Origin of the sequence: Methylibium sp. (assembly GCF_013817345.1) — a bacterium.
Classification (GTDB): domain Bacteria; phylum Pseudomonadota; class Gammaproteobacteria; order Burkholderiales; family Burkholderiaceae_C; genus Methylibium.
Genome location: NZ_JACDCW010000071.1, coordinates 1 through 22,621, shown reverse-complemented (window position 1 = coordinate 22,621; position 22,621 = coordinate 1). Strand labels below are relative to the sequence as shown.

Annotated in this window: 22 protein-coding genes; 6 read left to right on the top strand and 16 right to left on the bottom strand. The window is 67.3% G+C overall.

Annotated elements, in window-relative coordinates; translation table 11 throughout:
* Positions 1–164 precede the first annotated feature (164 nt).
* The 10 genes from pnuC to H0W40_RS13585 all read right to left on the bottom strand — a co-directional run bounded on the left by pnuC (position 165) and on the right by H0W40_RS13585 (position 11,150).
* The gene (pnuC, locus tag H0W40_RS13630; protein WP_292447041.1) at positions 165–791 is read right to left on the bottom strand and encodes a nicotinamide riboside transporter PnuC; all 627 of its coding nucleotides are present in this window, start codon (positions 789–791) and stop codon (positions 165–167) included.
* A 140-nt stretch (positions 792–931) separates the two neighbouring features.
* Entirely contained in the window at positions 932–1,207 is a 276-nt protein-coding gene (gene ftsB, locus H0W40_RS13625; protein WP_292447039.1) for a cell division protein FtsB, read from the bottom strand.
* A gap of 22 nt (positions 1,208–1,229) precedes the next feature.
* Entirely contained in the window at positions 1,230–2,528 is a 1,299-nt protein-coding gene (gene eno, locus H0W40_RS13620) for a phosphopyruvate hydratase (protein ID WP_292447037.1), read from the bottom strand.
* A 103-nt stretch (positions 2,529–2,631) separates the two neighbouring features.
* A complete protein-coding gene (locus tag H0W40_RS13615) occupies positions 2,632–2,922 on the bottom strand; it encodes a DUF1330 domain-containing protein (protein ID WP_292447035.1) in 291 nt (96 codons plus the stop codon).
* A gap of 11 nt (positions 2,923–2,933) precedes the next feature.
* A complete protein-coding gene (gene kdsA, locus H0W40_RS13610) occupies positions 2,934–3,791 on the bottom strand; it encodes a 3-deoxy-8-phosphooctulonate synthase (protein WP_292447031.1) in 858 nt (285 codons plus the stop codon).
* A 10-nt stretch (positions 3,792–3,801) separates the two neighbouring features.
* Entirely contained in the window at positions 3,802–5,493 is a 1,692-nt protein-coding gene (locus tag H0W40_RS13605; protein ID WP_292447030.1) for a CTP synthase, read from the bottom strand.
* 132 nt (positions 5,494–5,625) lie between these two features.
* The gene (locus H0W40_RS13600) at positions 5,626–6,450 is read right to left on the bottom strand and encodes an alpha/beta hydrolase (protein WP_292447028.1); all 825 of its coding nucleotides are present in this window, start codon (positions 6,448–6,450) and stop codon (positions 5,626–5,628) included.
* Positions 6,451–6,453: 3 nt separating this feature from the next.
* On the bottom strand, positions 6,454–7,281 hold the full coding sequence (locus H0W40_RS13595) for a proteasome-type protease (protein WP_292447026.1): 828 nt from the start codon (positions 7,279–7,281) through the stop codon (positions 6,454–6,456).
* A gap of 2 nt (positions 7,282–7,283) precedes the next feature.
* On the bottom strand, positions 7,284–10,031 hold the full coding sequence (mutS, locus tag H0W40_RS13590; RefSeq protein WP_292447043.1) for a DNA mismatch repair protein MutS: 2,748 nt from the start codon (positions 10,029–10,031) through the stop codon (positions 7,284–7,286).
* A gap of 117 nt (positions 10,032–10,148) precedes the next feature.
* On the bottom strand, positions 10,149–11,150 hold the full coding sequence (locus H0W40_RS13585) for an inositol monophosphatase family protein (RefSeq protein ID WP_292447024.1): 1,002 nt from the start codon (positions 11,148–11,150) through the stop codon (positions 10,149–10,151).
* A 122-nt stretch (positions 11,151–11,272) separates the two neighbouring features.
* Between H0W40_RS13585 and H0W40_RS13580 the strand changes: the two genes are divergently transcribed.
* From H0W40_RS13580 to cysE, 3 genes are all read left to right on the top strand, one after another.
* Positions 11,273–11,992 (top strand): RNA methyltransferase, encoded by a 720-nt coding sequence (locus tag H0W40_RS13580; RefSeq protein ID WP_292447023.1) that lies wholly within the window; start codon positions 11,273–11,275, stop codon positions 11,990–11,992.
* Between the two features lie 197 nt (positions 11,993–12,189).
* A complete protein-coding gene (locus H0W40_RS13575) occupies positions 12,190–12,762 on the top strand; it encodes a PEP-CTERM sorting domain-containing protein (RefSeq protein ID WP_292447021.1) in 573 nt (190 codons plus the stop codon).
* A gap of 173 nt (positions 12,763–12,935) precedes the next feature.
* Complete coding sequence (gene cysE, locus H0W40_RS13570) at positions 12,936–13,706, top strand: serine O-acetyltransferase (RefSeq protein ID WP_292447018.1); 771 nt, start codon at positions 12,936–12,938, stop codon at positions 13,704–13,706.
* Here cysE and mog read toward each other — a convergent pair.
* Together mog and yjgA are read right to left on the bottom strand one after the other, a co-directional pair.
* Positions 13,699–14,352, bottom strand: a complete 654-nt coding sequence (gene mog, locus H0W40_RS13565) for a molybdopterin adenylyltransferase (protein WP_292447015.1) — start codon at positions 14,350–14,352, stop codon at positions 13,699–13,701. The two genes, cysE and mog, sit on opposite strands and share 8 nt — an antisense overlap.
* Positions 14,349–14,924, bottom strand: coding sequence for a ribosome biogenesis factor YjgA (yjgA, locus tag H0W40_RS13560; protein WP_292447013.1), 576 nt, complete (start codon positions 14,922–14,924; stop codon positions 14,349–14,351). Before yjgA ends, mog begins: the two co-directional genes overlap by 4 nt.
* Positions 14,925–15,007: 83 nt before the next feature.
* Here yjgA and pmbA point away from each other — a divergent pair, with 83 nt between their 5' ends.
* The 3 genes from pmbA to H0W40_RS13545 all read left to right on the top strand — a co-directional run bounded on the left by pmbA (position 15,008) and on the right by H0W40_RS13545 (position 18,111).
* Positions 15,008–16,375 carry a metalloprotease PmbA gene (pmbA, locus tag H0W40_RS13555; RefSeq protein WP_292447011.1) on the top strand — a complete coding sequence of 456 codons (1,368 nt, stop codon included), beginning with the start codon at positions 15,008–15,010 and terminating at the stop codon, positions 16,373–16,375.
* Positions 16,376–16,581: 206 nt separating this feature from the next.
* The gene (locus tag H0W40_RS13550; protein WP_292447008.1) at positions 16,582–17,664 is read left to right on the top strand and encodes a TRAP transporter substrate-binding protein; all 1,083 of its coding nucleotides are present in this window, start codon (positions 16,582–16,584) and stop codon (positions 17,662–17,664) included.
* 51 nt (positions 17,665–17,715) lie between these two features.
* Entirely contained in the window at positions 17,716–18,111 is a 396-nt protein-coding gene (locus tag H0W40_RS13545; RefSeq protein WP_292447007.1) for a DoxX family protein, read from the top strand.
* 12 nt (positions 18,112–18,123) lie between these two features.
* Here H0W40_RS13545 and H0W40_RS13540 read toward each other — a convergent pair whose 3' ends face one another.
* The 4 genes from H0W40_RS13540 to H0W40_RS13525 all read right to left on the bottom strand — a co-directional run bounded on the left by H0W40_RS13540 (position 18,124) and on the right by H0W40_RS13525 (position 22,311).
* Entirely contained in the window at positions 18,124–19,929 is a 1,806-nt protein-coding gene (locus tag H0W40_RS13540) for a TRAP transporter large permease subunit (RefSeq protein WP_292447005.1), read from the bottom strand.
* The gene (locus H0W40_RS13535) at positions 19,926–20,543 is read right to left on the bottom strand and encodes a TRAP transporter small permease subunit (protein WP_292447003.1); all 618 of its coding nucleotides are present in this window, start codon (positions 20,541–20,543) and stop codon (positions 19,926–19,928) included. The genes H0W40_RS13540 and H0W40_RS13535 overlap by 4 nt, the downstream gene beginning before the upstream one ends.
* Before the next feature lie 35 nt (positions 20,544–20,578).
* Positions 20,579–21,724: an alpha-hydroxy acid oxidase gene (locus H0W40_RS13530; RefSeq protein WP_292447002.1), complete on the bottom strand. Its 1,146-nt coding sequence runs from the start codon at positions 21,722–21,724 to the stop codon at positions 20,579–20,581.
* Between the two features lie 233 nt (positions 21,725–21,957).
* A complete protein-coding gene (locus tag H0W40_RS13525) occupies positions 21,958–22,311 on the bottom strand; it encodes a hypothetical protein (RefSeq protein ID WP_292446999.1) in 354 nt (117 codons plus the stop codon).
* Positions 22,312–22,621: the final 310 nt, after the last annotated feature.

Below are 22,621 nucleotides of genomic sequence, written 5' to 3'. Positions count from 1 at the left end.
CCACGAGCCCGAGCAGCGCAGCGCAGTCGGCCCGCAGGGCCGACCGCCGCACTGAAGCGAAGCCCGCCGCCCGCCCGCGGCTTTGCTCCCGCCCACCATCCCCAAAGCAACAGCAACGCGCATCGAAGATCAGCAACGGCCCGAGAACAAGCGGTCGTTTCATTTCAGACATTCACCGCAGCACGCTGCGCCCAAGCACGCCAGCCTGCCACTGCAAGCAGCGCGAACAAGGCATACAGCCCCACGGTCAGCCACAGGCCCTTGTAGGCGAACAGACCCACGGCGACCACGTTGACGACCAGCCAGCCCGGCCAGTTCTCGACGTACTTGCGTGCGAGCAGGACCTGGGCGACCACGCTGCCCGCGGTCGGAAACGCGTCCCACCACGGCACGTCGGTGTCGGTCTGGCGGGCGAGCAACAGGCCGATGGCCGGCCATAGCAGCGCGAAGGCCAGCAGAGCGCCTGCACGACCGCGCGCGCCGAGGTGGCGTACGACCAAGGTCGAGCCATCGGCCTGCTTGCCGCGCAGCCATTGCCACCATCCCCAGAAGGCGACGATGACGAAAAGGATCTGCAGCGATGCATCGCCGTAGAGCCGTGCATCCCAGAACACCAGCAGGTAGAGCAGCGAACTGGCGATGGCCAGCGGCCAGGCGGCGGGGTTGACGCGCAGGTTGAGCAGCACCATCCACACGCCCAGCACGGCGCCGAGCGACTCGGCTCGGCTGGCCGAGAGGGCACCGAGACTAAAGGCAGGTCCGTTGAGGAAGGTGACGAGGTCGGAGAGCATGAATGGCACGGCCCCCCAAGGGCAGCCGTCGGCAGATGAATCCGCTTGCGCGATCCGAGCGGTCCGCGCTGAGTGAAGAGTTCCAGGGTGCTCGCCGAGTCCGGTGGCGTGCGGCGGATCGCCTTCCGCGCGAGCCGTGCTCAGCGGCGCGGCGTGAGCTGCACCAGGATCTCGTCGGGCTTGACCATGCCGAGCTCGTGGCGGGCCTTCTCTTCCACCATCTCCAGGCCTTCCTTCAGATCGCGCACCTCGGCGGACAGTTGCTCGTTGCGCGAGTGCGCCGCTGCGTTCTTGCCCTGCTGCTCAGCCAGCCGCGTCTGCAGCCCCAGCACCCGGCCCATGCCGCTGCTGCCGAACCAAAGTTCGGCATGCACGAGAGCCAGCAGCGCGACCAGAAGGGCAGTGACGAGGCGCACGACGCCGGCTCGGCCTGGAAACTCAGCGCAGGTTGTAGAAGGCCTTGCGGCCCGGGTACACCGCCACGTCGCCGAGGTCTTCCTCGATGCGCAGCAACTGGTTGTACTTGGCGATGCGGTCGCTGCGCGAGAGCGAGCCGGTCTTGATCTGCCCGGCGTTGGTGCCCACGGCGATGTCGGCGATGGTCGAGTCTTCGGTCTCGCCCGAGCGGTGGCTGATCACCGAGGTGTAGCCGGCGCACTTGGCCATCTCGATGGCGGCGAAGGTCTCGGTGAGCGTGCCGATCTGGTTGATCTTGATGAGGATCGAATTGGCGATGCCCTTGTCGATGCCTTCCTGCAGGATCTTGGTGTTGGTGACGAAGAGGTCGTCGCCGACCAGCTGCACCTTCTTGCCGAGCTGCTGTGTGAGGTGGGCCCAGCCGTCCCAGTCGCCCTCGGCCATGCCGTCCTCGATGCTGATGATCGGGTACTTGTCGCACCAGCCAGCCAGCATGGCGGTCCATTCCTCGGCCGAGAGGGCCAGGCCTTCGCCGTCGAGCTTGTAGACCAGCGAGCCGTTGGCGCCGGGCTTGTGGAATTCGCTGGCGGCGCAATCCAGGCCGAGGGCGATCTGCTCGCCCGCCTTGTAGCCGGCCTTGTCGATCGCCTCGAGGATCATCTGGATCGCGGCCTCGTGGTTCTCGACGCTGGGTGCGAAGCCGCCTTCGTCGCCGACTGCGGTGCTGATGCCGCGGTCATGCAGGATCTTCTTGAGTGCGTGGAAAGTCTCCGCGCCCCAGCGCACCGCTTCGCGAAAGCTCGGCGCGCCCACGGGAATGATCATGAACTCCTGCAGGTCGAGCGTGTTGTTGGCGTGAGCGCCGCCGTTGATCACGTTCATCATCGGCACCGGCATCTGCACCGCGCCCATGCCGCCGAAGTAGCGGTACAGCGGCAGGCCCGATTCCTCGGCCGCGGCACGCGCGACCGCCATGCTGACGGCCAGCGACGCGTTGGCGCCGAGGCGGGCCTTGTTGTCGGTGCCGTCCAGGTCGATCAGGGTCTTGTCGAGGAAGGCCTGTTCCGAGGCATCCAGGCCGAGCACCGATTCGGAGATCTCGGTGTTGATGTGTTCCACCGCCTTGAGCACGCCCTTGCCCAGGTAGCGGGCCTTGTCGCCGTCGCGCAACTCGATGGCCTCGCGCGAGCCGGTCGAAGCGCCGCTGGGCACGGCCGCGCGGCCCATGACGCCGGACTCCAGCAGCACGTCGCATTCGACGGTGGGGTTGCCGCGGCTATCGAGGATTTCTCTACCGACGATGTCGACGATGGCACTCATTCACTACCTTTCGAGAGAGCGTTGTTCTTGTATTGCTCCCTCCCCTCGAGGGGAGGGTCGGGGAGGGGTGGACGACACGAAAGCGTGGCCGAGGGTGACGACGTCAGTCGGTGCCCTCGACCACGATCATCTGCATGACGGCCGCATCGGCGCGGGCTTCCTTGGCCTTGGCGTACTCGGTGGAATCGTAGAACGCGCGGGCCTGCGCGACGCTGCCGAACTTCATCACGATCACTCTCTCGGGCGTCCAGTCGCCCTCGAGCACACCGACCATGCCGCCCCGCACCAGCACTTCGGCGCCGTGGGTGTGCATGGCCAGCGAGGAAAACGTCTTGTAGTCCTCGTAGCGGGCCGCATCGGTGACGCGGACGGTGGCGATGATGTAGGCGCTCATCGGTTGTGACCTCAGCAAGAAAAATCGTTCTCCAGCAGCGGTTGGGCCTTGACGACCCGGTCGATGCTGACCAGTTGTTCGAGCAGTGCCTTCATGTGCCTGAGCGGCACCGCGTTCGGGCCGTCGCTCATCGCATTGGCGGGGTCGGGATGCGTTTCCATGAACACGCCCGCCACGCCGACCGCGATGGCCGCGCGCGAGAGCACCGGCACGAACTCGCGCTGCCCGCCCGAGCTGGTGCCCTGCCCGCCGGGCAGCTGCACGCTGTGGGTGGTGTCGAAGACGACCGGCGCGCCCGTTTCACGCATGATCGCCAGGCTGCGCATGTCGGAGACGAGGTTGTTGTAGCCGAAGCTCACGCCGCGTTCGCAGGCCATGAACAGGTCTTCCGACAGGCCCTTCTCGCGTGCGGCGTCGCGGGCTTTCTGAATCACGTTCTTCATGTCGCCGGGCGCAAGGAACTGGCCCTTCTTGATGTTGACCGGCTTGCCGCTTTGCGCCACGGCGCGAATGAAGTCGGTTTGGCGGCACAGGAAGGCGGGTGTCTGGAGCACGTCGACGTGGCGTGCCACGGTCTCGATCTCGGACTCGCTGTGCACGTCGGTCAGCACCGGCACCTTCAGCTCACGCTTCACCTTGGCCAGGATTTCCAGGCCTTTTTCCATGCCCGGTCCGCGAAATGTCGTGCCGCTGGAGCGGTTGGCCTTGTCGTAGCTGGACTTGAAGATGAAAGGAATGCCGAGCGCGGTGGTGATCTCCTTCAGGTGCCCCGCCACGTCCATCTGCAGTTGCTCCGACTCCACCACGCAGGGGCCGGAGATCAGGAAGAAGGGCCGGTCCAGGCCCACTTGGAATCCGCACAGTTTCATTGATGATCCTTCAGGCCGCAGCCTTTTCGTGCCGCGCCGCCTGGTGCGCCAGCGCCGCCTTCACGTAGCTGATGAAGAGCGGATGTCCTGCCCAAGGCGTGGACTTGAACTCGGGGTGGAACTGCACGCCCATGTACCAGGGGTGCGTGCTTTGCGGCAGTTCGACGATCTCGGTCAGCTTTTCGCGCTGGGTCATCGCCGAGATCACGAGGCCAGCCTCCTGCAGCCGATCGAGGTAGTGCTCGTTGGCTTCGAAGCGGTGGCGATGGCGCTCGGTGACCACGTTGCCGTAGATCGCATGCGCCAGGGTGTTCGGCTTGACGTCGGAGCTTTGCGCACCCAGGCGCATGGTGCCGCCGAGGTCGGAGAAGGCGTCGCGCTTTTGAATGGAGCCGTCGGCGTCCTGCCATTCGTCGATGAGCGCGATGACGGGATGCGGCGTGGACGGATCGAATTCGGTGCTGTTGGCACCTTCCAGTGAAGCCTTGTGGCGCGCGAACTCGATCGTCGCGACCTGCATGCCCAGGCAGATGCCCAGGTAGGGCAGCTTGTTTTCGCGCGCATGGCGGGCCGCGGCGATCTTGCCCTCGATGCCGCGCTTGCCGAAGCCGCCGGGCACCAGGATGGCGTCGAACTCGCCCAGCCGCGCCACGGTTTCGGGCGTGATGGTTTCCGAATCGACGTACTCGATCTGCACCTGCGCATGGTTGTGAATGCCGGCGTGTCGCAGCGCCTCGTTGAGCGACTTGTAGGAGTCCGACAGGTCGGTGTACTTGCCGACCATGGCGATGCGCACGGTGTGCTGTGGATGCCCCACCTCGTGCACCAATGCGTCCCAGCGGGTGAGGTTCGCAGGTGGCGTGGCCAGGCGCAGCTTGTCGCAAATGAGGCCGTCGAGCCCCTGCTCATGCAGTATGCGCGGCACCTTGTAGATGGTGTCCACGTCCCACATGGAAATCACGCCCCACTCGGGCACGTTGGTGAAGAGCGAGATCTTCTCGCGCTCCTCGTCGGGCACGCGGCGGTCGGCGCGGCACAGCAGGGCGTCGGGCTGCACGCCGATCTCGCGCAGCTTTTGCACCGTGTGCTGCGTGGGTTTGGTCTTGAGTTCGCCGGCGGCGGCGATCCAGGGCACGTAGGTCAGGTGGACGAAGGCGGTCTGGTTGGGGCCGAGCTTCAGGCTCATCTGCCGCGCCGCCTCGAGGAAGGGCAGCGATTCGATGTCGCCCACCGTGCCGCCGATTTCGACGATGGCCACATCGACCGCATCGGGGCCCGCCACCATGTCGCCGGCCGGGCCGATCACCATGCCGGCGCCGCGTTTCACGTAGGTCTGGATCTCGTTGGTGACGTGCGGGATCACCTGCACCGTCTTGCCGAGGTAGTCGCCGCGGCGCTCCTTCTCCAGTACGGTCTTGTAGATCTGGCCGGTGGTGAAGTTGTTGGCCTTCTTCATGCGCGTCGTGACGAAGCGCTCGTAGTGGCCGAGGTCGAGGTCGGTTTCCGCGCCATCGTCGGTGACGAACACCTCGCCATGCTGGAACGGCGACATCGTGCCCGGATCGACGTTGATGTACGGATCGAGCTTGATGAGGGTGACCTTGAGGCCGCGCGACTCGAGAATGGCCGCGAGCGAGGCCGACGCGATGCCCTTGCCGAGAGAGGACACCACACCGCCGGTGACGAAGACGAACTTGGTCATGTCGTGCGGCACTCCGTTCTGGGGTCGAAAATGCCGTGGTGGTAAACGCAGATTATAGGGGCCGGCTTTGCTCCCTCTCCCTCTGGCAGAGGGTCGGGGTGAGGGTTCGCGCCGGGTGAAGGGTTTGCCTTCTCATGAAGGCGGCAACGCTTCTCCCAAGACCTCGAGCACAGCGGTCGCGGTTTCGACGGGCCGCTCCATCGGAAACAGGTGCGAGCCTTCGATCCAGCGCACGCGCCCGCTACTCAGCCGCTCCGTCGCGCGCATGCCGACCTGCCGGACCTCGACCGACCGGGTACCGCCGATGAAGGCCAGCGGGCAGGCCAGTGGATGGCGACGCAGCACCCCCGCGATGTGGTGCGGCAGGGTGTTGTAGATATCGGTCTCGATCTCGCGCCTGAAACTCAGGGCATGCTGCGGGCCGCTGGGCTCCATGCCGGCGGCGATGTAGTCGCGCAGCACGGCAGGATCGAAGCGCGCGAACACCGGCTTGACCGCGAAGTGCTCGAACGCTGCTTCCGCGCTCGGCCAGTGCTGCCGGCGCCTCTTGCTCACGAAGCCCGGCGAGAAGCGCTCGCCCAGACCGGTGGCCTTGGCGAACTGCAGTGCGCGCGCCTTCCAGCCGCTGAGGACGGGCGAGTCGAGCAGCAGCACGCCGCAAGCCAGATCGGGCCGTCGCGCCGCGGCCAGCACGCTGAGATAGCCGCCGAGCGAGTGCCCCACCAGCCAGGCCGGGCCGGCGACTTCGCGCTCGATGAAGTGGATCAGTTCGTCGCGCAGGTGCGGCCAGTTGCTGGTGACCGGGTAGGCCGGCGCATGGCCGATCTTCTCGATCGCGTGCACCACCCAGCCTGCGCCCCGCCAGTGCTCGAACAGCCGGCGGTAGCTGCCGGCCGGGAAACCGTTCGCGTGGGAGAAGACGATGTGCCTGTCGTTGCGCTCACTCTCCAGCGCCATCGCTCAGACCACTTTCTCGCTGAGGTTGTGGATCTTGCGGGTGGCTTCGTAGCGCGGCGACTCCGTGAGCAGCGGGTGCAGGGCGGCGGCGCCGGCGTCCCACTGCGGCGCGTCGATGCCCTCGAACACCTCCCGCAGTCGCTGGCCCCAGGTGCCGCGGATCATGCGGAAGTAAGGGTTGTGCTCGTCGATGCAGACGATCTGCTCGCTGTGCAGCCGGCCTTCCTGATAGACCACCAGGTCCAGCGGCAGGCCGACCGACAGGTTGGACTTCAGCGACGAATCCATCGACACCAGCGCACATTTCGCGGCTTCGTCGAGCGGCGTGAGCGGCGTGAGCACGCGGTCCAGGATGGGCTTGCCGTACTTGCTCTCGCCGATCTGGAAGTAGCAGGTCTCGCGCGTGGCCTCGATGAAATTGCCGGCCGAATAGACCATGAAGAGCCGCATCGCCTCGCCGGCGATCTGGCCGCCGAAGATCATGTGGGCGTTGAAGTCGATCCCTGCAGCTTCGAACGCCGGCCCGTCCTGCTCGCGCACGCGCCTGATCGCCGCACCGAGCACGCGCACCGCGTCGAACATGCTCCTGGCATTCCAGATGGTGATCGGCGGGCCGTCGCCGTTGTCCACCTTCTCGACCTGCAGGATCTCGCGCACCGACTGGCTGATCGACAGGTTGCCGGCCGACAGCAGCACCATGAAGCGGTCCCCCGGGTTCTCGTAGACCATCATCTTGCGGAAGGTGCTGATGTGGTCGAGCCCGGCGTTGGTGCGCGAGTCCGAGAGGAACACCATGCCGGCGTTGAGGCGGGCGGCGACGCAGTAGGTCATGCTCATTTTCCTTGTTGCAGGGCCTTGAGGCGGTAGAGCGCATCGAGCGCCTCGCGCGGGCTCAGTGTGTCGGGGGCGATGGCAGCCAGCGCGAGCTCCACCTGGCTGGGCTCGGCAGCCGCTTGTGGAGCGGGTGCGGCGAACAGATCGATCTGCGCGGCGCTGGCGATCTGCTGCGCCTCCAGCGCCTCCAGCGCGGCGCGCGCCTGGCGCAGCACCGCCGCCGGCATGCCGGCCAGGCGGGCGACCTGCACGCCATAGCTTCGGCTGGCAGGGCCCGGCTCGATCTCGTGCAGGAAGGCGATGTCGCCGCCGTTGCGCTGCGACTCGACCGCGCTGACATGCACGTTGAGCGCGCGCAGGTGTTTGGCCGGAAACGCCGTCAGTTCGAAGTAATGCGTCGCAAAGAGGGTGAAGGCTCGGTTCTTCTCGTGAAGATGGCCCGCGATGGCGCTGGCCAGCGCCAGGCCGTCGAAGGTGGACGTGCCGCGGCCAATCTCGTCCATCAGCACCAGCGACTGCTCCGTCGCGCCGTGAACGATGGCTGCAGCCTCCAGCATCTCGAGCATGAAGGTCGATTGCGCATTGGCCAGGTCGTCCGCCGCACCGATGCGCGTGTGGATCGCATCGATCGGCCCGAGCCGGCAGGCGCCGGCCGGCACGAAGGAGCCCATCGCGGCGAGCAGCACGGTGATCGCCACCTGCCGCATGAAGGTGGACTTGCCGCCCATGTTGGGACCGGTGATGACCAGCATGCGGCGGGCGGCGTCGAGGCGGCAGTCGTTGGCGATGAAGGCCCCGCCGCCCGTTTCGGCCAGCCGCGCCTCCACCACCGGGTGGCGGCCGCGCTCGATCTCGATGCAGGGATGGCTCACGAATTCCGGCCGGCACCAGTTCAGCGTGTCCGCGCGTTCGGCCAGCGCCGCCAGCGCGTCCAGTGTGGCCAGTGCGCGCGCGAGCGAGGAGAGGGCGGCGAGATGCGGCTGCAGCGCGTCCTGCACCTGCTCGTACAGCAGCCTCTCGCGGGCCAGCGCGCGGTCCTGGGCCGAAAGCGCCTTTTCCTCGAAAGCCTTGAGCTCCGGAGTGATGTAGCGCTCGGCGTTCTTGAGCGTCTGGCGGCGCTGGTAGTCGGCCGGCACCTTGTTCGTCTGGCCTTGCGACACCTCGATGTAGAAGCCGTGCACGCGGTTGAACTGCACGCGCAGGTTGCCGATGCCGGTGCGCGTTCGTTCGCGCGCCTCGAGGTCGAGCAGAAAGGCGTCGCAGTTCTCGGAGATGGCGCGCAGCTCGTCGAGCTCGGCATCGAAGCCGGGCGCGATGACGCCGCCGTCGCGCAGCAGTACCGCGGGTTCGGACGCAATGGCGCGCGTGAGCAGGGAATCGATTTCGGGCGGCGGCGCGAAGCCGGCGGCGACCTGTTCCAGCAGGCCTCTCACCTGCGGTGCGCGACCCTGCTTGCAAGCCGAGTCCGCTTCGCGGGCGGCAAGCACGCTTGCCGAAAGCCCCGCTTCGCCCCCAACTCTCTCCCCGCGTGCGGGGAGAGGGGGCAGGACTTCCTGTTCCACTTTGGCGAAAGCGCGCGAGGGCATTGCCCCCTCTCCCGCCTCGGCGGGAGAGGGCTGGGGTGAGGGTGGCAGCGCCGCGCACAGAGCCGGCAGCAGCGCCAGCGTCGTGCGCAACCCCACCAACTCGCGCGGCCGCACCTGCCTGAGCGCGATGCGCGCCGTGATCCGCTCGACATCGCTCACGCCGCGCAGCGCCTCCCGCAACGGCCCGAAGCCATGCGCCATGAGCGCGGCGATGGCCTCGTGCCGAGAGGTGGCCACGCCGCGCTCGCGTGCCGGGTGCGTGAGCCAGTGGCGCAGCGCGCGCGAGCCCATGCCGGTCTTGCACGTGTCGAGCAGCGAGAGCAGCGTCGGCGCGTCCTCGCCGCGCAGCGTCTGCGTCAGTTCGAGGTTGCGGTGCGTGGAGGGCGGCAGTTCGAGCAGATCGCTCGCGCGTTCCACGCTCAGCGAGCCGACGTGCGCGAGCGCCTGACCCTGCGTGTGCTCGGCATAGCTCAGCAGCGCGGCCGCGGCGGCCTGCGACGCCGGCAGGTCCTGAGCGTTGAAGCCGGCCAGCGTGGCGACGCGCAACTGCGCACACAGCTTGCGCACCCCCAGCGCGGCATCGAACTGCCAGGCCGGGCGGCGCGTGAGTGCGCAGCGCACGCCGCTCAGAGCGGGGGGCAGCGGCTCGTCGTCGCCCGCGATCAGCAGTTCAGCCGGCTCCAGCCGCGCCAGCCAGCCGGCCAGCTCGCGCTCGCCGCATTCGCTCAGGCCCAGAGTGCCGCTGCTCAGACCCAGCCAGGCCAGACCGTAAGTGGCGCGTTTGCGGCTCACGGCGAGCAGCAGCGTATCGACCCGCTCGGCCAGCAGCGCGGTGTCGGTCACCGTGCCCGGCGTGACCACCCTGACCACCTTGCGCTCGACCGGCCCCTTGGCGGCGGCCACGTCGCCCACTTGCTCGGCGATGGCGACCGGCTCGCCCAGCTTGATCAGCTTGGCGAGGTAACTCTCGACCGAATGCACCGGCACGCCGGCCATCACCACCGGCTCGCCGGCCGACTGGCCGCGCGTGGTCAGGGTGATGTCGAGCAGTCGATGCGCCTTGCGGGCGTCGTCGAAGAACAGCTCGTAGAAATCGCCCATGCGGTAGAGCACCAGCGTGTCCGGGTGCTCGGCCTTGATGCGCAGGTACTGCTGCATCATGGGCGTGTGGGCGCTCAAGTCCGCCGGCAGGGCGGCAAGCGCGGACGGGCTCAGCGGTGCGTTACTCGTCATGGTTTCGAAGGGCCGGCAGTGTGGCCAGACGTGCCGGCTCGGGACTCAGAACGGTGCGTCTTCGTCGCTGCGCGGCCCCGCCGCCCGATCGACCTCGGCCTTGCGGATGCGCAGCGGCGCCTTCTTCGCCGGCGCCGGCTGTGCAGCGGCTTCGACGAAGGCTGCGGTCGCATCGCTCGCCTCTGCAATGACGGCCCCAGTGGGGGCGGCCGCCGCGCCGTGAGGTGCCGGGTCTTCCTTGATCACCCGCGTGTAGGGCGTCAGGATGTTCACCAACTGTCCGTAGATCTTCGGATTGCCGGCAACGATCTCGCGCTGGTACAGGTAGTCGGCGTCGCCCGTGAAGTTGCCGATCAGCCCGCCCGCTTCGGTGATGATCAAGGAGCCGGCGGCGATGTCCCAGGGGCTCAGGCCCGTCTCGAAGAAGCCGTCGTACCAGCCGGCGGCCACGTAGCACAGGTCCAGTGCGGCAGCCCCCGGGCGGCGCAGGCCGGCGCAGTGCTGCATGACCTCTTCGAACATCTTCACGTAGCGTTTGAAGTTGTCGCCCTTGCGGAACGGAAAGCCGGTGCCGATCAGCGACTCGAGCAGCCGCGTGCGCTTGCTCACGCGCAGGCGCTTGTCGTTGAGGAAGGCGCCGCGGCCCTTGGAGGCGAAGAACAGGTCGTTGCGCGAGGGGTCGTAGACGACGGCCTGCTGCACCTGGCCTCGAACAGCCAGTGCGATCGACACCGCGTAGACCGGAAAGCCGTGAATGAAGTTGGTGGTGCCGTCGAGGGGATCGATGATCCACAGGTACTCCGAGTCCTTCGCGCCATGCGTGCGGCCCGACTCTTCGGCGAGGATGCCGTGGCCCGGATAGGCGGCCAGCAGCGTCTCGATGATGATCTTTTCCGCCGCCTGGTCCACCTCGGTGACGAAGTCGTTGTGCGACTTCGACGTGACCGTCACGCGGTCGAGGTCGAGCGAAGCCCGGTTGATGATCGAGCCGGCCGAACGTGCGGCCTTGACGGCGACGTTGAGCATCGGATGAAGGGCTTGGGACATGGCAAAGGCTCGCGGACTCGTGCGGTGGACTGGCGGGAAGAAAGAGCAGAGGGGCTGCGCCGGTCGTGCCGGCGAAGGCGAGCGTTGCGCCCACCCATAATTCGAATTTTAGCCGTCGAGCCATGCCGCCCCTTGATCCGACCCGCTTCGTTCTCGTGGGCACCAGCCATGCGGGCAATGTCGGCGCAGCGGCGCGGGCGATGAAGGTGATGGGGTTTTCGGAGCTGGTGCTGGTGGCGCCGCGCTTCGCCGACGTGCTGGTGCGCGAGGAGACCGTCGCGATGGCCAGCGGCGCGGCCGACATATTGGTGCGCGCCCGCATCGCGGCTACGCTGGCCGAGGCGCTCGATGGCGTGAGCTACGCATGTGCCACGGCGATGACGCCGCGCGATTTCGGGCCGCCCACGCACGCGCCGCGCGCCTTGCTATCGCGGCTGGCGAGTGAGGCACAGCGTGTCGCCTTCGTGTTCGGCTCCGAGCGCTATGGCCTGGCCAACGAGGACGTCTATCGCTGCCATGCCTGCGTGAGCATTCCGACGCACGCCGACTACGGCTCGCTCAACCTCGCACAGGCGGTGCAGTTGATTGCCTACGACTGGCGCGAGGCGCTGGGCGGCTATGCGGTCACGCCGCGCACCGCCGAGGCCGAGCCGGCCGACGTGGCGGCGATCCAGAGCCTGCTCGAACACTGGCAGCGCGCCCTCGTGCACATCGGCCACCTCGATCCGGCGGCCCCCAGAAAGCTGATGCCGCGGCTCAATCAGGCCCTCAACCGCGCTGCGCTATCGCACGAAGAGGTGCATGTGCTGCGTGGCATCGCCACGTCGATGTTGAAGCGTTGAGCAGCGCAAGTGCCGCGACGCCGTATCCGAAAGCGATCGGCGCTGCCGCTGCTCCAAGAGGACATTCGTGCGTGCTTATGCTGCGTTGAAGTGTTGGTAAGCCCCGCACTCGAGGGGTCCGTACCGCCTCTTCGCGGGTAGACGCCGCTGCGTCCAGCCTCAATGATGCGGCCTCGATCAACCCGGGAGCACACACAGTGAATATCAAGAAACTACTGATCGCCGCCGCAGCGTTTGCGGCTTTCAACGCAAACGCCGCACTGACGTTCAGCGAATCGGCTGCCGGCGGCTACCTCGGCCCGCTGACCTTCAGCAGCAGCAATGCCAACGTTTCGTCCCCTATCGCCGGCAGCATCACCAATGTGCGCCTCGCGCCGCTCGGCTTGAGCGAAACCGACCTGTACTCGGTGATCACCACCGGCGGCGTCGCAACGATGGACTTCGGCAACGGCGTGTCGTCGTTCTCTTTCCTTTGGGGATCGCCGGACGACTACAACTTCCTCGACATCGCGACCAACGATGCCTCCAGTCAGACGTACGGCGGTGCACAGCTCGGCCTGCTGGGCGGTTTCTCGTCCAACGGCAGCAACGCCAACACGCGGCTGTTCACCATCGGCACCACCGACAACACGCTGATCAACAGCATTACCTTCCGCTCGGACGGCATCGCGTTCGAGGCGGCCGCCGCCATCCCCGAACCGAGCACCTACGCGCTGATGATCGCCGGCCTGGCCGCCGTCGGTTTCGTGGCGCGTCGCCGCAAGAGCTGAACCGGTCCGCAGCAAGAGCGCGACGCGGTCGCGGTCTGTGCCGGTACCCAGGCCCCGCCTTTGCGGGGCCTTTTTCTTGACGCGGCCACATACGGCCGCGTGCTTTAAGCGCAAGGGCGTCACGCCGCAGGTCGCTGGCTACACTGAGACGAACGTTGCTTGCACGAGCCTTCATGTTCATCCGCCTCAAAGAAGACATCGACTGCATCCTCGAGCGCGACCCCGCCGCGCGCACCGCTTTCGAGGTGCTCACCTGCTACCCGGGCCTGCACGCGCTGGTGGTGCACCGCCGTGCGCACTGGTGCTGGGACCGAGACTGGCACTGGCTGGGTCGCTTTATTTCGCACCTTGGGCGTTTTCTCACCGGCATCGAGATCCATCCCGGCGCCACCATCGGGCGGCGGGTCTTCATCGACCACGGCATGGGTGTCGTCATCGGCGAAACCGCCGAGATCGGCGACGACTGCACCGTCTACCAGGGCGTCACGCTGGGAGGCACCTCCTTGTCGAAAGGCGCCAAGCGCCACCCGACTCTGGCGCGCGGCGTGATCGTCGGCGCCAATGCGCAGGTGCTGGGCGGCTTCGTTGTTGGCGAGGGCGCGCGGGTCGGCTCCGGCGCCGTGGTGACCAAGCCGGTGCCGCCGGGCGCCACGGCGGTCGGCAACCCGGCGCGCATCCTCCATGCAGAGCTCGACGCGCAGCGCGAGGCGATCGCCGCGAAGATGGGGTTTTCAGCGTACGGCGTGACGCAAGGCGACGACCCGGTGGCGCAGGCGATGAAGGGCCTGATCGACAACGCCTCGGGCCACGAGCACCAGATCGCGCTGCTGTGGTCGGCGGTCGAGAAGCTGTCGCGGGGCACAGCCGCGGGCGATTGCGTGCCGAGCGATGCGCAGACTTTTGAGGATTTCGACGCGGCGGCGCTGAACCGGCTGGTCAAGTGAGCGGTTTGTTGCGCACTGCACTCTTGGGCCGGAACGCCTTGCAAACGGTTTCGTCGCATTCGAGGTAAGGCCCGCCGATCAGATCGACGCAATAGGGCACTGCCGCGAAGATGCCATGCACCGCAGGCGTCTGGCCGGGCAACCCCTCCAGCGTTTCGGCGATCGATTTAGGCTGGCCGGGCAAATTGATGATCAAGGCCTTGCCGCGGATCACCGCGACCTGGCGCGACAGGATCGCCGTGGGCACGAAGCGCAGCGAGATCTGGCGCATCTGCTCGCCGAAGCCGGGCATTTCCTTGGTCGCCACCGCGAGCGTTGCCTCGGGTGTCACGTCGCGCGGTGCGGGGCCGGTGCCACCGGTGGTCAGCACCAGGTCGCAGCTCTGGGCATCGACGAGATCGCGAAGGCAGTCGCTGATGCCGGCCTGCTCGTCGGGGATCAGCCGCGTCACCCATGTCACGGGGTTCTTCAGCGCCCGGTCGAGCCAGGCCTGCAAGGCCGGGATGCCCTGGTCCTGATAGATGCCGCTGGACGCGCGATCGCTGACCGAGACAAGGCCGATCCGCACCGGCTCGAACGGCACCGCGGGGGTCGGCGAATTGGAGGCCGGCGAAGCGGAGGAGCCACCCGGGGTCGCTTCACTCATCGGTCGGTTTCGTTTTCGGTCAACGCCGTGCGCAGCAACTTGAACAGCTCGCGGTAGGCTCGACCATGGCGCAGGGCCTCGCCGGGCAACGCGGCCTCGTGCGCCTGACCTTCCTTGCGCGCGCTGCGAATCAGGCTGCGCAGTTGCTGCACGTCGCCGCCGGGATGCTCGGCGGTCCAGCGGGTCAGCGCATCGTCGTCGGCGATGAGCTCGGCGCGCCAGCGCTCGGCATGGTGCAGGGCCAGCGCGTCCTTGGCATGGCCGAGCTGGAAGGCGGCCACCGCCTCGCGGACCGGCTCGACAACGGCTGCCTTGTCGGCCTTGCCCATCAGCTTGCCGAGGTACTGCATCTGGCGGCGCCGGCCCTCATGGGTCTTGGTGCGTTGCGCCGTGCGCACTGCGTCGCGCAGGGATTCGGGCAGGCCGATCGCGTCGATGCGTGAATCGGGCAGCAGCAGCAAGGCCTCGCCGAGCGCCTGCAGCTCGTGCATGGCCTTCTTGAGCGAGGTCTTGCTCGGGCGCTCGAAGTCGTAGCGTTCGGTGCCGGCGTCGGGGGTGGGGGCGGAGTTCAAGCGGTACACGGCAAAAAGGGGGCGCTAGCTATCATAGTTGCGCCCTGCGGCCCGAGCGCCGCGCCACTTCCCACACCCTTGCCATGCCTCGCAAACCCGAAGGTTTTGCTTACAGCCGTGCTCAGTTCGAGCAACTGATCGACGACACGCTGGCCTTCGCCACGCAGCTCGGCGCCAGCGCCAGCGCGGCCGAAGTGAGCGAAGGCGCGGGCCTTTCCGTGTCGGCGCGCAAGGGCGAGGTGGAGACGGTGGAGCGCAACCGCGACAAGTCGCTCGGCGTCACCGTGTATGCCGGTCAGCGCCGCGGCAATGCGAGCACGTCGGACTTCTCGCGCACCGCGCTCGAGCAGACGGTGCAGGCCGCCTACGACATCGCCCGCTTCACCGCCGAAGACCCCGCCGCCGGCCTGCCCGACGAGCAAGACCTCGCCACGCCGAAGGAGGCGGCGCGCGACCTCGACCTGTATCACCCGTGGGCGATCGATGCCGAAGGCGCGATGCAGGTCGCGCTGCGCTGCGAGGCCGCCGCTTTTGCCACCGACAAGCGCATCACCAATTCGGACGGCTGCGGCGTCTCGGTGCAGCAATCGCATTTCCTGGCCGGCAATTCGCGCGGCTTTCGCGGCGGCTATGCCAGCTCGCGCCATTCACTCTCCGTGGCGCCGATCGCCGGCAAGGGCAACGGCATGCAGCGCGATGCCTGGTATTCGTCGATGCGCGATCCGGCCGAGCTCGCTTCGCCGGAGGCCGTGGGGCGCTACGCTGCCGAGCGCACGCTGTCGCGCCTGAAGTCGCGCAAGATCGCCACGTGCGAGGTGCCGGTGTTGTTCGAGTCGACCCTGGCCGCCGGCCTGCTCGGCGCCTACGTGCAGGCCACCAGCGGTGGCGCGCTCTATCGCAAGTCGACCTTCCTGGCCGACAGCCTGGGTACGCAGGTCTTTCCGGAACACATCGATATTGACGAAGACCCGCACCGGCTCAGGGCCAAGGGCAGCGCGCCGTTCGACGACGAGGGCGTGCGCACCGCGCCGCGCGCCATCGTCAAGGGCGGCCGGGTCGAGGGGTACTTCCTCTCAACCTACTCCGCCCGCAAGCTAGGCATGCGCACGACCGGCAATGCCGGTGGCTCGCAGAACCTGGCCCTGAAGAGCCGTCGCACTGCGCACGGCGACGACCTCGAAGCGATGCTGCGCAAGCTCGGCCGCGGCCTGTTCGTTACCGAGCTGATGGGGCAAGGCGTGAACTACGTGACCGGCGACTATTCGCGCGGCGCGGCGGGCTTCTGGGTCGAGGGCGGGCGCCTGCAGCATCCCGTGCACGAGATCACCATCGCGGGCAACCTGCGCGAGATGCTCGAGCGCATCGCGGCGGTCGGTGCCGATGCGTACACGCTGGGCGGCAAGACCATCGGCTCGGTGCTCATCGAGCGGATGAAGATCGCCGGTCTGTAGCCTCGCACGCCCTCGCTCTGGCGGCCGCCGTTGCGATAGCCGAGGGCGCCCGCGGTCCGGGCTTCGGCTCGAGTCACGTTCGGATTCGGCGCCCTGTCGGCCTGCGAAGCAACGGGTGTTGCCCGAAGGGGTAAACCCCGTCGGGCAGGGGGGCAGCGCTTCCTAGAATTTTCCTCACTCATCGATTCGCCCCTGGAGACCTTTCAATGCAACGCCGTTCCTTCGTGCAACGTGCCGGCCTGGCCGGGGTGCTGGCCGCCGGCACCGCACCCGCCATCGTCCACGCGCAGGCCAGCATCCGCTGGCGCATGGCGTCGAGCTTTCCGAAGGCGCTCGACACCATCTTCGGCGCCTCCGAGTTGTTCGCGCGCAAGGTGGGCGAGATGTCGGGCGGCAAGTTCCAGATCACGGTGCATGCCGGCGGCGAGCTGATGCCGGCCTTCGGCGTGGTCGATGGCGTGCAGGCCGGCACCGTGGAGATGGCGCACACGGCGGGCTACTACTTCTTCGGCAAGGACGAGACCTTCGCGCTGGGCTGCGCCATTCCCTTCAGCCTCAATTCGCGCCAGATGAGCGCGTGGATGTACGACGGCAACGGTCTCAAGCTCATGCGCGAGTTCTACGCGCGCTACAACATCATCAACTTTCCCGGCGGCAACACCGGAGCGCAGATGGGCGGCTGGTACCGCAAGCCGCTCAAGACGGTGGCCGACATGAAGGGCCTGAAATTCCGCGTCGGCGGCTTCGCGGGGCGCGTGTTCGAGCGCATGGGCTGCGTGCCGCAGAACATCCCCGGCGGGGAGATCTACCAGGCGCTCGAAAAGGGCACCATCGATGCGGCCGAATGGGTCGCTCCGGTCGATGACTTGAAGCTCGGCTTCGCCAAGGTCGCGCCCTACTACCACTACCCGGCGTGGTGGGAAGGCGGCCCTCAACTCGACTTCTACATCAACACCAAGGCCTGGGCGGCGCTGACCTCCGACTACAAGGCCATGATCGAGTCGGCGGCCTCGCATGCCCACGTGGACATGCAGGCGCGCTACGACGCCCGCAACCCGGCCGCGCTCAAGCAGCTGGTGCAGCAGGGCGCGAAGATGGTGGCGATCCCCAAGCCGATCATCGACCTGGGCTTCAAGGAGTCGATGGCGCTTTATTCGGAGATCGGCGCCAAGAACCCGAGCTGGAAGAAGATCTACGCCGATCTCGACGCCTTCCGCCGCGAGCAGAACCTGTGGTTCCGTTTCACGGAAGCGCGCTTCGACAGCTATATGCAGGCGGCCAAGCTCTGAACGCGGCGCATCGGCATACTGCGCGGGCGATCAACTCCCGGCAGGACACCGATGCAAACTCTCTTGAATGCGCTTTACCACCCGCGTGCCGGGTTCTTCATCCTGCGCTGGTCGGTGGCAGGCCTGATGCTTTTTCACGGCGTGGCAAAGCTGATGAAGGGCGTGAGCGGGATCGAAGGCATGGTCACGTCTATCGGCTTGCCGGCTTTCGTGGCCTACGGCGTGTTCATCGGCGAGGTGCTCGCGCCCGTGCTGGTGCTCATCGGTGTGCTCGTCGGCCCGGCGGCGCTGGTGATGGCGGTCAACATGGTGTTCGCCCTCGCACTGGCTCATTCCGGTGAGTTGTTCACGCTCGGCAAGTCGGGCGGCTGGGCGCTCGAGTTGCAGGGCCTGTTCCTGTTCGGCTCGCTGGCTATCGCCTTGATGGCGCCGCCGAGAGTCCGCTAGGCGCCGTCGGTTTCAGCGTCCCGAAGCGTCGCGTTTCAACGACTCCTCGAGCGCCTTCATCGGATCGTCCGCTTCTTCGCCGGCCTCGATAGACCCGGAAGTGGCGTCGTCGGGTGTGACTGCTGGCGGCTCCAACGTCGGCAGCGGCAGCACCGGCGCAGGGGCCTCGACGGGCGTTGGCATCGACATCTCGCGCAGTGCCTTGTCGGCGTCGATGAGCGGGCCCTTTTCGATGCCGCCTGACACGAGGCCTGGGTTCATGACCACCACCGTGACCATGATCAACTGCAGCACGATGAAGGCGATCGAGCCCTTGTAGATCTGTGCCGTGGTCACGGCCGGGATGCGCCGGCCGGTCACGCGGTCGTCGTAGTCGGCGCGGGGTGCGACGCTGCGCAGATAGAACAGCGCGAAGCCGAAGGGTGGCGTGAGGAAGGAGGTCTGCAAATTCATGGCGAGGATCACGCCGAACCAGACCAGGTCGATGCCCATCTTGTCGGCCACGGGTGCCAGGATCGGAATGACGATGAAGGCGATCTCGAAGAAATCGAGAAACATGCCCAGCACGAAGACCAGCAGGTTCACGACGATCAGGAACCCCAGCACGCCGCCCGGCAGTTCGGCGAACAGCTGCTCGATCCACAGGTGGCCGTCGGCCGCGTTGAAGGTGAAGCTGAAGACGGTGGAGCCGATCAGGATGAACAGCACGAAGCACGACAGCCGCGCCGTGCTGTCGAGCGACTGGCGCAGGAGCCGCCCGCCGAGCCGGCGCCGCGCCAGCGCCATGACCAACGCGCCCACCGCGCCCATCGCGCCGCCTTCGGTGGGCGTGGCCACACCGAGAAAGATGGTGCCCAGCACCAGGAAGATCAGGATCAGCGGCGGGATCAGCACGAAGGTCACGCGCTCGGCCAGGCGCGACAGCAGGCCCAGGCCGAGCAGCTTGTTGGCCAGCGCCAGGCTGAAGGCCAGCAAGGTGGCCAAGGTCAGCGAGAGGATGAAGACCTCGTCGCCCGGCGCCGGCGTGCCGCGTTCGAGCCAGGCGTTGATCACCGATTCGTGCACCTGCGCCCAACCGAAGCCGGCGGCTGCGCACAGCGCCAGCAGCACCAGCAGCGAACGGTGGCCGCTCGCCCCGCTCGTCTCGACGTAGATGCGCCCCTGCAGCGGCAGGGCCGGCACCCAGGCCGGTTTCACCAGCGCCACGACGACGATGAACAGCAGGTACAGCCCGACCAGCATGAGCCCCGGCAGCAGCGCGCCGGCGTACATGTCGCCGACCGAGCGGCCGAGCTGATCGGCCAGCACGATCAACACCAGCGAAGGGGGCAAGGCCTGCGCGAGCGTGCCCGACGCGGTGATCACGCCGGTGGCGACGCTGCGGTTGTAGCCGTTGCGCAGCATGATCGGCAGCGAGATCAGACCCATCGAGATCACCGCGGCGGCCACCACGCCTGTGGTCGCCGCCAGCAGCGCACCGACCAGCACCACGGCGATGGCGAGGCCGCCCCTAACCGGCCCGAACACCTGGCCCACGGTTTCGAGCAGGTCTTCGGCCATGCCCGAGCGCTCGAGCACGATGCCCATCAAGGTGAAGAAGGGAATGGCCAGCAGCGTATCGTTTTGCATGATGCCGAACACGCGCAGCGGCAGCGCCTGGAACAGGTTGAGCGGGAACAGGTCCAGCGCCATGCCGATCGCGCCGAACAGCAGGCCTGTGGCGGCCAGCCCGAAGGCCACCGGAATGCCGGTGAGCAGCAGCACCAGCAGCCCCGCGAACATCAGCGGCACGAAATGCTGGGTGACGAAAGCGCTCATTCGTCCCGGGCCGGCTTGTGCGTCTGGGTCTGCGGCGCTTCGGCCACCGCGGCGAGTTCGGCCGGCCGCTCGGCGTCGGACTTCTCCGACTCCACGCTGAAGGGCTCCGGCAGCGCGCCGCGCAGGAAAGCGATGCGCTTGATCAGCTCGGACACCGCCTGCAGCAGCAGCAGCGCGAAGCCGGCCGGAATCAGCAACAGCACCGGCCAGCGGATAAGGCCGCCGGCGTTGCCCGACACCTCGCCCGAAATCCACGCACGCATGAAGAGCGGCCAGCTCAGGTCGATCATGAGCACCGCGAGTGGCATCAACACCAGCACCAGCCCCAGGATGTCGATGATGGCGTTGCTGCGCCGGGACAGGCGCTGCGACACGAAGTCGATGCGCACATGCGCATTGCGCAGCAGCGTGTAGCCGGCGCCGAGCATGAACACGCCGGCGAACAGGTACCACTGGATCTCGAGATAGGCGTTCGAGCTGACGTTGAACGCCTTGCGGATGACGGCGTTGCCCGCGCTGATGAGCACCGCCGCGAGCACCAACCACAGGACCAGCTTGCCGACGAGTTCGTTGAGCGCGTCGATCCCTCTCGAAAGGCGCAGCAGGGCCTGCATGACGGGCAACTCGTCTCGGCGCGGCCTCGGAGCGTTCAGTAAGTGCCCGGCAGCAGGATGCCGCGATCGACAGTGCGAATGTCGGTGTGGCCGGTGAAGGCCATGGTCAGCGCCAACTCGTTGGCGATGAGTTCCAGCGTCTTGGTGACGCCCGCTTCGCCCATCGCGCCCAGGCCGTAGAGGAAGGCGCGGCCGATCATCGTGCCCTTGGCACCCAGCGCGATGGCCTTGAGCACGTCTTGGCCCGAGCGGATGCCGCCGTCCATCCAGACCTCGATGTCATTGCCCACCGCTTCGGCAATGCCCGGCAGTGCGGCGATCGACGACATGGCGCCATCGAGCTGGCGCCCGCCGTGGTTGGAGACGATCAGCGCGTCGGCGCCGCTGTCGCGCGCCAGGCGCGCGTCCTCTGCGTCGAGGATGCCCTTGAGGATCAGCTTGCCGCCCCAGCGCTTCTTGATCCATTCCACGTCGCCCCAGTTCAGGCCGGGATCGAACTGCTGCGCGGTCCAGGCCGAGAGCGAACTCATGTTCTCCACGCCCTTCACGTGGCCGACGATGTTGCCGAATTCACGGCGTTTCGTGCCCAGCATGCCGAGGCACCAGCGCGGCTTGGTGGCGAGGTTGAGCAGGTTGCCGAGGGTGGGCTTGGGCGGCGCGGTCAGCCCGTTTTTGATGTCCTTGTGGCGCTGGCCCAGGATCTGCAGATCGAGCGTGAGCACCAGTGCCGAGCAGCGCGCCGCGCGGGCACGCTCGATCAGGCTTTCGATGAAGGCGCGGTCGCGCATCACGTAGAGCTGGAACCAGAACGGCCGCGTCGTCGCGGCGGCCACGTCTTCGAGCGAGCAGATGCTCATGGTCGAGAGCGTGAACGGGATGCCGAATTTTTCGGCGGCGCGCGCACCGAGAATCTCGCCGTCGGCGTGCTGCATCCCCGTGAGGCCGGTCGGCGCGATAGCCACCGGCATGGCGACCTCCTCGCCGATCATGGTCGTGCGCAGCGAGCGGCCTTCCATGTTCACCGCCACGCGCTGGCGCAACTTGATGCGCTCCAGGTCGCTCTGGTTGGCGCGGTAGGTGCTCTCCGTCCACGAGCCGGAGTCGGCGTAGTCGTAGAACATGCGCGGCACGCGCTTCTTGGCGAGAACGCGGAGGTCTTCGATGCAGGTGATCACGGGCATGGGCGGCTTCCTCCAGGGTGCCGCATTGTCGGCGAGCGTCGGCCTGGCCGGAAGCTGCTGTTTGTGGCCGGCGACGCTCCCGCCCGGATCGCCTTCATGGCGAGGCACTCGAAGATATGCACTGGATGCTGTCCGCAGCGCCGCAGCGCCGCAGCGCCGCAGCGCCGCATCGACGGCTTCTTGCCCGTCTCTCGACTTGCTCCGTCAAGAAACAAGCTCTCGACGGATCGCTGCTAGTCGCGCTCGACCGCCCGATTGCCGCGCAGTCTCGCCATCAGCCGGTCTGCCTGGCCCTTCACGGTCCGCCGGCTTCGAATGCCGCTCAGTTCCTTGAGATGGCCGGTATCCGCAAAGAAACGGTTGGCCAGCGCCTCGCGTACTGCGGAATGCGAGCCGCCCAGCGCCTGCTCGAGCTGTGCTTCGGGGTAGCCGGCCAGTGCCCGGGTCAGCATCCTCACGTGCACGCGGTAGGCGAGCGGCTCGAGGTGCAGGCGGCCGGCTTCCATGGCCTGCAGTTTCTCGGCCAGATGAGCGATGAACAAATGCTTGCTGCTCAGGTCGGCAGGCACGGTTTTGCGGCTTCTCACGACGGACTCCCGGATCGGTGCTTCTCGTTCGGACGGCGGGCCGCTGCGTCGCGCATGCGGTTGGCGCGCGGCCTTGTCTGGAGTCGTCATTGGGCCGTTCAGCCGGGCCGGGCAATGGGCGCTGGAGCGCGGGCTTTTCGCTGCTTCTTCGGCGTTCGGCGGGCGTCCGGCCGTCTCTCGGCGTCGCCGACGCATGAAGCGTGTGCAAACGACGCCGAGACCCGGCCGGCGAGGCGGACAATGCGGCTATCACCCCCGGGAGCCTTGGATGATCGTTCGCATTGATATCGAGCCGGTCGAAGCTTCGACC